This is a genomic window from Aurantimonas marianensis, assembly GCF_024195285.1.
Lineage (GTDB): Bacteria > Pseudomonadota > Alphaproteobacteria > Rhizobiales > Rhizobiaceae > Aurantimonas > Aurantimonas marianensis.
The window spans coordinates 80436-92604 of record NZ_JALHBS010000081.1; the positions used below are offsets into that span (position 1 = coordinate 80436).

A 12169-nucleotide genomic window follows, 5' to 3' on the forward strand; every position below is an offset into this window, starting at 1 on the left:
GCCGCCGCTCAGGCGGCGACCTTGCCGCGGATCGGATAGTCGTTTTCGAGGATGAAGCTCAGGCCCTTCTTCAAGCCGTCCAGCGTCGGGCGGGCGAAGGGAACGCTCTGGAAATGCAGCGCATAGATCGTGCCATCCGGGTAGATCATCGCGATACCGGGCTCGGCGAAACGTGCCGGCTCGGAATCCTTCTCCTGGCCGGAAATGAACAGCCCCCATTCGCGGGCGCTCTCCTCGCTCAGACCGTAGCCGATCGGCAGATCGTCGATCTTCCATTCCTGCCTTTGGCGCTCGGCCCGCTCGCGGGAATCCATCGACACGGCATGGACGGAGATGCCCATTGCCTCGAATCCGGCGCGCTTGTCGTTCAGTTCTTCCAGCTGCGTCTTGCAGATCGGGCAGTGGACGCCACGATAGAAGAACACCAGCGACATCTTTTCCGGCGTGGTCCCCGCAAGTTCCAGGGCTGCGCCGCCGAGAACATCGACCGTGAGGTTTGGGGCCTTGTCGCCGGGGACCGGTGTCGTGTGTCGCATGATGTGTGCTTTCGCTTTCGCATGTTCATCGGATCGTTCGCTGCAGGAACGCGGGCCATGCGATCGGGTTGCGCCTGACGCCGATCACTCCCGACATCGTGAGCGGCCAAAAAGGACTTGATGGCGCGGCGAATTATCTTTTCCACCTCGACGTTACAAAACCGGGCCTTGCCGCGAAGGACCATCGAGCGTGCAGGTTTCTTGCCGCGCCGAAGACGTCGGTGAGGTGAACCGGGCTGGCACCGCTCGTACGATCTTTCGGGGATCAACCTCGGAGTCGGAAGAAGGTGGAGGAAATCATGACATCTCGTTTAAAGCTGGTTGGAAGCCTCGTCGTCGCCTCGGCGCTGACCATGGCTGTAGCCCAGGCGCAGACCCCGCCCTTCGGTCAGGAAGAGGACACTGCCTACGCCCAGAAGGTCTGGGCGGCGATGGAAGAACTGAACCTCGCCGGCGACGGCGCCATTCACGCCTTTCCCTATGCCGGCACCGACCCGCACGGCATGATGCTCGAGACCTTCTACCAAAACGCGGAGATCGACGGGCAGGCCGGAACGCTGGTCGTCAAGCGCAATTACGGGCCCGAGGGCGTCACCGCCGACCAGGTGCTGTCCGATCCGGGCGAGCATCTGGGTTCGGTCACGGTCATGTTCAAACGCGAGTCCGGTTACGACGCGGAGAACAAGGACTGGTTCTACGCGAAATATCTGCCGGACGGTTCGCTGGACAAGAATCCTGGTGGCATCGAGCTCGCCGGCCGGGTCGCCAAGGGCAACGCCGAGGCCGGCTGCATCGCCTGCCATTCGGCCGCGCCTGGCGAGGATTTCCTGTTCACCACCGACCGCACCGGCTGGTAAGCAGCTGATCCGGGAGTGCGAGCACGTCAGCGTTTCGCGCTTCGGCTTGGCCCGTCAGCCCTTTGCGGACGCAGGTTCGGCCAGGCCGAATTCGGCGAGGACCCGTTCGGTGTCCTCGCCCAGAGCCGGCACCTTGCCGAATTCGGGAAGCGCGTTGTCGATGAGGAATCCCGGCGCCAGCATGGTGACCGGACCTGTCGGCGTATCGACCGTCACTGTCCGGTTCTGGGCGTGGTTCTTCAGGTCCTCCATGTCGGACAGCCGGCCATAGGCGATCTGCGCCGCCTCCAGGCGCGCGGCCATTTCGTCGCGATCATGGCGCGCGAAGATTTCCTGGATGATCGCCTCCAGCGCCGGTCGGTTGGCGACCCGCCGGTTGTTCGATGAGAACCGTTCGTCGGTGGCAAGCTCCGGCTGCTCCAGCGCCTTGGCGCACAGATTGACCCATTCGCGCTCGTTCTGGATCGAGAACAGGATCGCGCGGCCGTCGGAGCACTCATAGACGCCATAAGGGGCGATGGTCGGGTGGCTGAGGCCGTTGCGCGGCGGCGTCAGGCCGCCATAGACATATTGCAGATACGGAACGTTCATCCAGTCGGAGAGGGCGTGGAATAGCGACAGCGAGATGTGCCGCCCGTGCCCGGTCCGCTCGCGGGCGTAGAGCGCCTGCATGATGCTCGACAGCGCGGTCATGCCGGCGGCGATGTCGCAGACCGAAACGCCGACCCGCGCCGGGCCGTGTTCGTTGCCGGTGACCGACGACAGGCCCGTCTCGGCCTGCATCAGCAGGTCGTAGGCTTTCAGATGCGCGAGCGGGCCGTCGTCGCCATAGCCGGAAATCGAGCAGGTGATCAGCCGGGGATAGCGCGCCCGCAGTTCGTCGGGGTCGAAGCCGAGCCGCGAAATGACGCCGGGGGCGAGATTCTGGATGAAGATATCGGCCTTGCCGATCAGCCCGGCAAGGCGCTCGCGATCCTCGGCATTTTTGAGATCGAGCCGGACCGACTCCTTACCGCGATTGAGCCAGACGAAATAGGCGCTCTCGCCATGCACGAAGCTGTCATAGCCGCGGGCGAAGTCGCCCTCCGGGCGTTCGATCTTCAGGACCCGCGCGCCGGCATCGGCGAGCCGCCCCGAGACATAGGGCGCGGCAACGGCCTGCTCGACGGAAACGACGAGAACGCCGGCGAGATCATCGTTCATTCCTGGACTCCGTTTCACTGCTTTCCAGCCAAGAGCGATCGCTCTCGACCGACCGTCGCGCCGCGTTTTAATGGACCACGAGGAGATCGGCCAGAGCCGGCGGCAATGGCTGCCCTCAACTGGGGGACCACGACGAGCACGGCGCCGGGTCGATTCGGCCTCGGCGCTTGACCCGCGCGACAATGCCAATAAACCGACAAGCTTACGATTGTCGCGCCGGAACGGGACGAGCGGGCCACGTGACGATGCTTGGGAGGGCACGAGCATGAGCGACGAAACCAGGATCCTCGCGACATACGTCGCCAGGCTGTCCTTCGACGCGATTCCGCCCGAGGTCGCCCTGCGCGCCCGCCATCTGGCGCTCGATCTGACCGGCAGCATCGTGCGGGCCCATGCCGAATCGGAATCCACCCCGAGCCTCTATGCGACGCTGGACGAACTCGGCCTCGGCGGGCCGGGCGCCGCCAGCGTCATCGGCACCGGACGCCGGTTGGCGCCGCCGGTGGCGGCGCTGGTCAACGGCATGCTTGGCCATTCCCTCGATTTCGACGACACCCATGCCGATTCCTCGCTGCATCCCTCCGCCCCGGTCGTGCCCGCGGCGCTGGCGGTCGGCGAGATGGTCGGCGCGAGCGGCGCCGAGATCGTCACCGCGATCGTCGCCGGCTACGAGGGCTGCTGCCGGCTCGGCAACGCGCTCGATCCGACCAGTCATTATGCGCGCGGCTTCCACCCGACCGCTACCGCCGGCACCTTCGGCGCGGCGGCGGCGGCGGCGCGGCTCTTCGGCCTCGGCGCGGAGGGTGTCGCCAGCGCCTTCGGCGTCTCCGGCAGCCAGGCGGCCGGTTCGCTGCAATTCCTCGTCAACGGCGCCTGGAACAAGCGCTGGCAGGTCGGCGCGGCGGCGATGAACGGCGTCTTCGCCGCGACATTGGCCAAAAACGGCTTCAAGGCCGCGTCCGCCCCGGTCGAGGGCCGGCACGGTCTGCTCGTCGGCTATACCGACGCGGCTGATCCGGCCAAGGCGGTGGCCGATCTCGGCTCGGTCTGGGAGACCATGAAGATCGGCATGAAGCCCTACCCTTCCTGCCGCTACACCCACGCCGCCCTCGACGGGCTGCTCGCGCTGCGAGGCGAGGAGCGGCTCACCGCAGAGGACGTCCGCTCCGTGACGGTCGGGCTGCACCGCAACGGCATCACCCTCACCGGCGACCCTCTGCCGGAAAAGCGCCGGGTGCGCACCATCGTCGACGGGCAGTTCTCGATGCCCTTCGTCGCCAGCGTCGCCCTCGATCAGGGGTCGTTCGGCTGGGACGACTATCGGCGGATCGGCGAACCGGCGCTCGACGCGCTGTCGGACCGGATCGACGTCGTGCGCGACGAGAGCCTGGAAGGGCTGGCGCATCCCTTCGGCGCGACGTTGAGCGTCGAGACCGGCGCTGGCACGATGGAACGTCGCATCCCCGATCCGTCCGGCGAACCGGCGACCTTCCCGGACGCGGCCGCCATTCGCGCCAAGTTCATGGCGCTGGCCGAACCGGTTCTCGGCGACGAGGCGCGGCGTCTGGCCGACAGCATCGAAGGCCTCGATCGGCTTCCAGCCTTCGGCGCGATGCCGCATTCCAGCGAGGCGGCGGCGTGAGCGCTTCTTCCATCACCGAAGACGACTTCATCCGCTCGGTCGCGGACGCGCTGCAATACATCGCGGTCTACCACCCGCCGGATTTCATCGCCCATCTCGCCGAGGCGTATCAGCGCGAGGAAAGCGCCTCGGCGAAGAACGCCATGGCGCAGATCCTGGTCAATTCGCGCATGGCCGCGCTCGGCGGGCGGCCAATGTGCCAGGACACCGGCACGGTCAACGTCTTCGTCAAATTCGGCATGGAGGCACGCCTGGCCACCACGCGCCCGCTCGCCGAGCTCGTCGACGAGGCGGTGGCCATCGCCTACACCGACCCGGCCAATCCCCTGCGCCCGTCGATCCTCGACGACCCGATCTTCGAACGGAAGAACACCGGCACCAACGCGCCCGCCGTCACCCATGTGGAGCTCGTGACCGGCAGCAGGATCGCGGTCACGGTGGCGGCCAAGGGCGGCGGCTCGGAAAACAAGGCGCGCTTCGCCGCGCTCAACCCGGGCGACTCGGTCGTCGACTGGGTGCTGAAGACGGTCGAGGGACTCGGCGCCGGCTGGTGTCCGCCGGGCATTCTGGGCATCGGCGTCGGCGGCACCGCGGAAAAGGCGATGCTTCTGGCCAAGCAATCGCTGATGGCGCCGATCGACATGACGGCGCTGATCGCGCGCGGACCAGCCTCGAAGCTCGAGGAACTGCGCATCGAACTCTACGAGAAGGTCAACGCGCTCGGCATCGGCGCGCAGGGCCTCGGCGGCCTGACCACGGTGCTCGACGTCAAGATCGCGACCTATCCCGTCCATGCGGCGTCGAAGCCGGTCGGACTGGTGCCGCAATGCGCCGCCGACCGGCATCTGAGTTTCACGCTCGACGGGACGGGACCAGCGGAATTCACGCCGCCGGCGATCGATCGGTGGCCCGACATCGCCCTCGGCGGGGGAGATGCGGCCGTGCGCCGCGTCGACCGCGATACGCTGACGCGCGAGGAGGTCGCCGGCTGGCAGGCCGGCGAGACGCTGCTCCTGTCGGGCCGGCTCCTGACCGGCCGCGACGCCGCCCACAAGCGGATGATCGCGATGCTCGATCGCGGCGAGGAACTCCCCGTCGATCTCAATGGCCGCGCGATCTACTACGTTGGCCCCGTCGATGCGGTACGCGACGAAGCGGTGGGACCGGCCGGCCCGACCACGTCGACGCGCATGGACCCGTATACGGACCAATTGCTGGAGGCGACCGGCCTCCTGGTGATGATCGGCAAGGCCGAGCGCGGTGCGGCCGCGACCGACAGCATTAGACGGCACGGCGCGGCCTATCTCATCGCCGTCGGCGGCGCGGCCTATCTCGTCTCCAAGGCGATCCGTTCCTCGCGCATCCTGGCCTTCGACGATCTCGGCATGGAGGCGATCCGCGAATTCGTGGTCGAGGACATGCCGGTGACGGTCGCCGTCGATGCCGGCGGCACGTCCATCCACACCACCGGGCCGGCGCGCTGGAAGCGGCCGGAAATCCGGGTTTCCGGCCAGGCGCTCTAGGGTATCGCCACATTGCAATTGAGTGAGAAGCCGATGACTGAGACGATCGATATCGACCATTTGAAAAGCTGGATCGGCCGCACGGAGGAAGCCCGCGACCAGATCGACGCGCGCCTTGTCCGCTCGTTCCTGGCGACGCTCGACCGCGACCCGGGAAACGTGTCCGAGGGTGATCCGGCCCCCCTCTGCCTGCACTGGTGCCTCGCGCCGCCAGTGGTGCCGAACTCCGCCACAGGGCCGGACGGCCATCCAACGCGCGGCGGTTTCCTGCCGCCGGTGCCGCTGCCCCGACGCATGTGGGCGGGCGGCGAGCTGCGTTTCCTCGCGCCGCTCGTCGTCGGCGACCGGGTGACGCGCCGGTCGCGCATCGAAGACGTGCAGCTGAAGCAGGGCCGCTCAGGGCCTTTGTGCTTCGTGACCGTCCGCCACGACATCCTGGCGAAGTCCGTCGTCGCCATCGAGGAGCGCCAGGACATCGTCTATCGCGCCGCCGCGACCGGCGGCACCGCGCCCGTAGGGCGGCCCGAGGCGGCCGAAACGCCGAAAGGCGACGTCAGCCGTGCCTTCGAGCCGACCCCGCTTGCCCTGTTCCGTTATTCGGCCCTGACCTTCAACGGCCATCGCATCCATTACGACCGGTCCTATTGCCTCGATGAAGAGCACTATCCCGGTCTCGTGGTGCATGGGCCGCTGCAGGCGACGCTGCTGGCGCATCTGGCGGCGGAGACGCTCGGCAGGACGCCGGCGGTGTTTGCCTATCGCGGCGTCAAACCCCTGTTCGACGGCAAGACGATGGGGCTGCACGCGCGACGGGACGGCGACGGCTGCGAACTCTGGTCGAGCGGCGCCGATGGCGTGGCGCGGATGCAGGCGACGGCTTCGGTCTGATCGGCAAGGCGTAGGCCGAGCGGATCAGCGCGGGCCGGCCTGTCAGTCCGCGATGGTTTGCTCGGTCTCCAGCGCCGGCTTCGGCCGGCGCCGCTTGCGGAAAGCGAAATAGACGGCCGCGCAGAGGAAGAAGCCGGTTACCGTATAGAGCCCGATCGAAATGCCACTGCCGACGAGGATGGCCGGATCGCCGCCGGAGATCGACAGCGCTCGCCGCAGCATGCTTTCCATCTCGCCGCCGAGCAACAGCCCGAGCACGACCGGAACCACCGAGATCTCGAGCTTGCGCAGGACAAAACCGAGCACGCCGAAGCCGACCATGACGTGCAGGTCGAAGGTCGAATGGCTGATCGAATAGATGCCGACGAAGGAGATCATCACGACGAAGGGCATCAGCGCCCACATCGGGATCGCCAGCATCCGGGTGAACAGGCCGACCAACGGCAGATTGAGGATCAACAGGAAGACGTTCGCCATGAACAGGGCGGCGATCAGGCCCCAGACGATGTCCGGCTGGTTCTGGAACAAGAGCGGGCCCGGCGTGATGTTCAGCGAGATCAGCAGCGCCAAAAGCACTGCGGTGGTGCCCGAGCCCGGCACGCCGAGCGCCAGCATCGGCACCAGCGCTCCGCCGGCGGCGGCGTTGTTGCCGGCCTCCGGCGCGGCGACCCCGCGCGGATCGCCCTTGCCGAAGGTGTCGTTGCCGTTCGAATAGCGCTTTTCCAGCGTATAGGCGATGAACGAGCCGAGCGAGGCGCCGGCGCCTGGCAGAACGCCCGAGACGAAGCCGAGTCCGGACCCGCGGATCATCGCGCCGAGGCCCTTGCGGATATCGGCCCAGCGCGCGAAGGCCCGCTTGACCGGAATCGCCCCGGAATGGCCGCCGGCGCCATGTTCCAGCAGGATCAGCGCCTCGGATATGGCGAACAGGCCGACGATGGCGATGATCGCGTGAAAGCCGTCATAGAGATGGAAGCTGCCGAATGTGTAGCGCGGGACGCCGCTTTGCGGATCGATTCCGACCGTTGCCAGCGCCAGCCCGATCCCGGCCGCGAGCAGCGTCTTGGCGGGATTGGCGCCGGTGATGCCGCCGATGGTCGCGAAGGCCATGACATAGAGCGCGAAGTACTCGGCCGGACCGAAGCGAATGGCGAATTGGACCAGCAACGGCGCGAACAAGACGAGGCCGATCGTCGCGGTCACCGCCCCGACGAAGGAGGCGATGCCGGAGATCGCCAGCGCCTCGGGCGCCTTGCCCTGCTGGGCCATCGGATAACCGTCGAGGCAGGTCATCATCGCCGGTTCGTCGCCGGGGATGTTGAGCATGATCGAGGAGATGCGGCCGCCATACATGCAGCCGTAGTAGACGCAGGCCAGCAGGATCAGCGCCGAGCCGGCCGGCAGTTGCAGCGAGAACGCCAGCGGGATCAGGATGGCCACGCCGTTGACCGGGCCGAGGCCCGGCAGGGCGCCGATGATCGTGCCGATGAAGCAACCGAACAGGGCCAGGCCGATATTGGTCGGCGTCAGGGCGGTAGCGAAACCGTCGGCGAGAAAACCAAGAATTTCCACGTCGTCTCCTGAGCGCCGGACGGTTCGTCCGCTAACCGAAGATCGGCCCGGCTGGCAGCGGCAGTCCAAAAATCGTGTCGAACAGTACGAACAGGCCGAAGCCGATCACCAGTCCGGTCAGAACGGATTGAAGCCATGTTCCGCCAAGAATTCGAGCCAACAGCGCCGCGGCAATGCTGGTCGATAGCGGGAAACCGGTCGGTTCGATGGCGAAGGGATAGATGACGAGGATCGCCAGCATGGCGATCTGGCCCCAGACATGCGGCCAGCGGAACCAGATCGGATCAGGATCCGGCTTGACGATCAGAAACGCCGCGAACAGCCCCAGCGGCACCGCGACCATGCGGGGAAACAGGCTGGGACCCGCGGGATCGCCGTAGGCGACGACATAGCCGCCGGCGGCGATCCAGTACCAGATCGCGAAGGCGAGCAGAATCGCCCCGGCAATCCGGTCGCTGAGACGAAGGCTCATGGCCGCCCTACTGGATGACACCGATGGCCTTCGAGATTTCGGCGGCCTTGTCCTTCGACTCGCGGACGAAGGCGTCGAACTCCTTGCCGCCGCGCCAGATCGGAGTCAGGCCCGATTCGGTTGCCGCCGTCTGCCAGCCTTGCGAATCGTAGAGGGTCTTCATCTTCTCGACCCAGAAATCATAGGCTTCGTCCGGAACCCCGCCGCCCATGTAGAAGCCGCGCCAATTGTAGCCTTCGGCGTCGATGCCCTGTTCCTTGGCGGTGGCGATGTCGGGATAGGCCGGCAGCCGTTCATCGGACATGACCGCCAGCGCCTTGGCGTCGCCGGACTGGATGAAACCGCCGATTTCGCCGATGTCGGTGAGGACGACGTCGATATGGCCGCCGAGCAGCTGGGTGACGGCGTCACCCCCGCCGGAGAACTCGACCCAGCGAATGTCCTTCAGCTTGTCGGTCGGAACGCCGGCTTCCTGCGCCAGGATCAGGAACCGCAGATGATCCCAGCCGCCGATCGAAGACGAGCCGCCGACCACGATACCGGCCGGATCCTCCTTGACGGCGGCGAGCACGGCTTCCAGCGAATCGTATTCGGAGTCCTTGTTGACCAGCACGGTGCCGACATCGGCGCCGAGCATGCCCAGCCAGCGCATCTGGTCGATGCCGGCCGGATACTTGTCCTGGGCGATCTGTGTGATGCCGACGGTCGAGGTCGCCACGATCAGGTTGGGATCGTCATTGCGCTTGGAAGCGACGTTGGCGAAGGCCACCGCGCCGACGGCGCCCGGCATGTTGGTCACCTGGACGGAGCCCGGCACCAGGCCTTCCTCCTGCAGCAAGCGGCCGACCGTCCGGCAGGTGAAGTCCCAGCCGCCGCCGGGATTGGCCGGCGCGATGCACTCGACATTCGACGGTTCGAACGCCGCCGCCGGCAAGGCGATCGACGCTACGGCCGCGGCCATCAACAAACGTCTCAAAAACATGGCTTTCCTCCCACTGGCGACGGTTCTTGCGTCCCCCGCCCCGTTGTCGGCCGCAAGCGATCGTGCCGTCACCGGCGTCTGTCACTGCGTGCCCTCGTTGATGGATGGCACCGAAGCAAATGCCGGGTCAAGGCTGGAACGCCGCCCTCTTGTGCTGCACCGCACATAGAATCCCCTCCGCAATGCGGAATGAACAAATGGAAATTTACTTTGAAGCGAAGCTTCGGCTATGGACCGTAATGCATCCGAAACGAAACAGGAGCGGAACGATGGCCGGAGCGGGCAATGTGCTTCCCATGCCGGTGCGGACGGGCAGCGTGATCGAAATCTGCGAAGTCGGCCCGCGCGACGGTTTCCAGATCGAAAAGCGCTTCATACCGACCGAGCGCAAGATCGAGATCGTCAACGGCCTGATCGACGCCGGCCTGAAAAAGATTCAGGTGACCTCCTTCGTCTCGCCGCGCGCCGTGCCGCAACTAGCCGACGCCGCCGAAGTGCTGGCCGGCATCGAAAAGAAGCCGGGGGTGATCCTGACCGCGCTGGTCCCGAACGCCCGCGGCGCCGAGCGCGCCGCCGAAACGCAGCTCGACATCATGGGATTGTTCTGCTCGGCCTCCGAAGCGCACAGCCGCAAGAACGTCAACGCCTCGATCGACGAGACGCTGGCCCGTTTCCCGCCGGTGGTCGAGATCGCCAGGGCGGCCGGCAAGCGGGTCCAGGGCGGCGTCGCCACCGCCTTCGGCTGCCCCTTCGAAGGCGACGTACCGCCGCAATCCGTCGTGCGGATCGCGCGCTTCTACCGCGATCTCGGCATCGTCGATCTCAATCTCGGTGATACCACCGGCATGGCGACACCGACCACCGTCCGGGCGGTGCTGGCGGCCCTGCGCGAAGCGGTGCCTGAAATGAAGGTCACGCTGCATTTCCACAACACGCGGGGCGTCGGTCTCGCCAATGTGATGGTCGGCCTTTCCGAGGGCGTCTACCGTTACGATTCCTCCATCGGCGGGCTCGGCGGCTGCCCCTTTGCCGCCGGCGCGACTGGCAACATCTGCACCGAGGACCTGGTCTATCTGCTTGAGGAAAGCGGTTATGAGACCGGCGTCGATCTCGAACGGCTGATCGATGTGGCCAAACGCACCGAGGCGGTCCTCGGCCATGAACTGCCCGGCCAGGTGATGAAAGCCGGGCCGCGACTGACCCGGCACGGCGTCGACGCCGTCTCGACGGCGGCGGGTTGAGCGGCATGGAGCAGCCGCTCGCCGGAATCCGCGTCGTCGATCTGACGCGCATTCTCTCCGGACCGTTCTGCTCGATGATCCTCGGCGATCTCGGCGCCGATGTGGTCAAGATCGAAACGCCGGGGACAGGCGATCATGTGCGTGGCCAGGGCGCGATCATCGACGGCATGTCCTGGTACTTCGCCAGCTTCAACCGCAACAAGCGCTCGATGACGCTGGATTTGAAGCGCGCGGAGGGAAAAGCCGTCCTGCGCAGGCTTCTGGCCGAGGCCGACGTGCTGGTCGAGAATTTCCGGCCGGGCGTCCTTGCCGCCATGGGGCTCGACCGCGCCGGACTCGACGCCATCAATCCGCGGCTCGTGGTCGGCTCGGTCAATGGCTACGGCTCGACCGGCCCCTACAGCGAGCGGCCGGCCTTTGATTTCATCACCCAGGCGATGTCCGGCTTCATGGCGGTGAACGGAACCCTGGAGAGCGGTCCGATCCGCGCCGCGCCGCCGCTGACCGATCTCATCGCCGGTCTCTATACGGCACTCGGCATCGTCGCCGCCTTGCGGGTGCGCGACCGGGACGGCGCCGGCCAGGCGGTCGAAGCCTCGATGATGAACGGCATGATCTCGATGCTGGCCTATCTGTCCGCCGCCCAGCTCGCCACCGGGCGGACGCCGCCGCCGAACGGCAACGACCACCCCATCGCCTCGCCCTACGGTCTGTTCCAGGCGTCCGACGGTCCGGTAGCCGTCGCCGCGTCGACCGCGCCGATCCTGCGCCGTTTTCTGGAGACGACTGGGCTTTCGGCAATGCTGGAGGATGCGCGCTTCGACACCAATGCCAAGCGGGTCGAGCGCCGCGCCGGGGTCGACGCGATGATCGACGACGCCATGCGCCACGACACTCAGGATGCCTGGATCGCGCGGCTGAACGCCGCCGGCGTCCCCTGCGGCCGGGTGCAGACGCTTGCCGAGGTGTTCGATGACCCGCAGGTGAAGGATCAGGAAATGGTCCTCGACGTCGATCATCCGGGGCACGGCACGGTCAGAATGACCGGCTTTCCGATCAAACTCTCCGACACGCCCTGCGCCGTCCGCCACCCGGCGCCGGATCTGGGCGCCGACACCGACACGCTTCTGGCCGAGGCGGGCTATTCGTCCGCCGAGATCGCCGAGCTACGGGACGAGGGCGTAATCTGACCGCCGCGCGGAAACCGGCCGAACGATTTCACGACCTGTCGGCGATGGGAGCCGCACGAATGA

The 12169-nt window shown here is 66.7% G+C and carries 11 protein-coding genes; 6 read left to right on the forward strand and 5 right to left on the reverse strand.

The features are described 5' to 3' along the window. Positions 1 to 8: 8 nt before the first annotated feature. The gene (locus MJ956_RS13305; protein WP_253964931.1) at positions 9 to 536 is read right to left on the reverse strand and encodes a redoxin domain-containing protein; all 528 of its coding nucleotides are present in this window, start codon (positions 534 to 536) and stop codon (positions 9 to 11) included. Positions 537 to 835: 299 nt separating this feature from the next. Here MJ956_RS13305 and MJ956_RS13310 point away from each other — a divergent pair, with 299 nt between their 5' ends. Continuing rightward, the gene (locus MJ956_RS13310; RefSeq protein ID WP_253964932.1) at positions 836 to 1393 is read left to right on the forward strand and encodes a cytochrome P460 family protein; all 558 of its coding nucleotides are present in this window, start codon (positions 836 to 838) and stop codon (positions 1391 to 1393) included. 54 nt (positions 1394 to 1447) lie between these two features. Here the strand turns inward: MJ956_RS13310 and MJ956_RS13315 are convergent, their stop codons facing one another. Next, positions 1448 to 2596, reverse strand: a complete 1149-nt coding sequence (locus tag MJ956_RS13315) for a CaiB/BaiF CoA transferase family protein (protein WP_253964933.1) — start codon at positions 2594 to 2596, stop codon at positions 1448 to 1450. A gap of 265 nt (positions 2597 to 2861) precedes the next feature. Here MJ956_RS13315 and MJ956_RS13320 point away from each other — a divergent pair, with 265 nt between their 5' ends. From MJ956_RS13320 to MJ956_RS13330, 3 genes are read left to right on the forward strand one after another with little or no spacing between them, the layout of a single operon-like run. Continuing rightward, positions 2862 to 4238 (forward strand): MmgE/PrpD family protein, encoded by a 1377-nt coding sequence (locus MJ956_RS13320; RefSeq protein WP_253964934.1) that lies wholly within the window; start codon positions 2862 to 2864, stop codon positions 4236 to 4238. Next, positions 4235 to 5761, forward strand: coding sequence for a fumarate hydratase (locus MJ956_RS13325; protein WP_253964935.1), 1527 nt, complete (start codon positions 4235 to 4237; stop codon positions 5759 to 5761). The genes MJ956_RS13320 and MJ956_RS13325 overlap by 4 nt, the downstream gene beginning before the upstream one ends. Positions 5762 to 5794: 33 nt before the next feature. Next, a complete protein-coding gene (locus MJ956_RS13330; RefSeq protein WP_253964936.1) occupies positions 5795 to 6649 on the forward strand; it encodes an HTD2 family dehydratase in 855 nt (284 codons plus the stop codon). A 42-nt stretch (positions 6650 to 6691) separates the two neighbouring features. On the opposite strand, the gene MJ956_RS13335 is transcribed toward MJ956_RS13330, so the two are convergent. The 3 genes from MJ956_RS13335 to MJ956_RS13345 are packed head-to-tail and all read right to left on the reverse strand — an operon-like array spanning position 6692 to position 9675. Next, positions 6692 to 8221 (reverse strand): tripartite tricarboxylate transporter permease, encoded by a 1530-nt coding sequence (locus MJ956_RS13335; RefSeq protein WP_253964937.1) that lies wholly within the window; start codon positions 8219 to 8221, stop codon positions 6692 to 6694. A gap of 31 nt (positions 8222 to 8252) precedes the next feature. Next, positions 8253 to 8693, reverse strand: coding sequence for a tripartite tricarboxylate transporter TctB family protein (locus MJ956_RS13340; protein WP_253964938.1), 441 nt, complete (start codon positions 8691 to 8693; stop codon positions 8253 to 8255). Positions 8694 to 8700: 7 nt separating this feature from the next. Continuing rightward, positions 8701 to 9675, reverse strand: a complete 975-nt coding sequence (locus tag MJ956_RS13345) for a Bug family tripartite tricarboxylate transporter substrate binding protein (RefSeq protein ID WP_253964939.1) — start codon at positions 9673 to 9675, stop codon at positions 8701 to 8703. A gap of 269 nt (positions 9676 to 9944) precedes the next feature. Between MJ956_RS13345 and MJ956_RS13350 the strand changes: the two genes are divergently transcribed. Then, positions 9945 to 10916: a hydroxymethylglutaryl-CoA lyase gene (locus tag MJ956_RS13350; RefSeq protein WP_253964940.1), complete on the forward strand. Its 972-nt coding sequence runs from the start codon at positions 9945 to 9947 to the stop codon at positions 10914 to 10916. A gap of 5 nt (positions 10917 to 10921) precedes the next feature. After that, positions 10922 to 12106, forward strand: a complete 1185-nt coding sequence (locus tag MJ956_RS13355) for a CaiB/BaiF CoA transferase family protein (RefSeq protein WP_253964941.1) — start codon at positions 10922 to 10924, stop codon at positions 12104 to 12106. Positions 12107 to 12169: the final 63 nt, after the last annotated feature.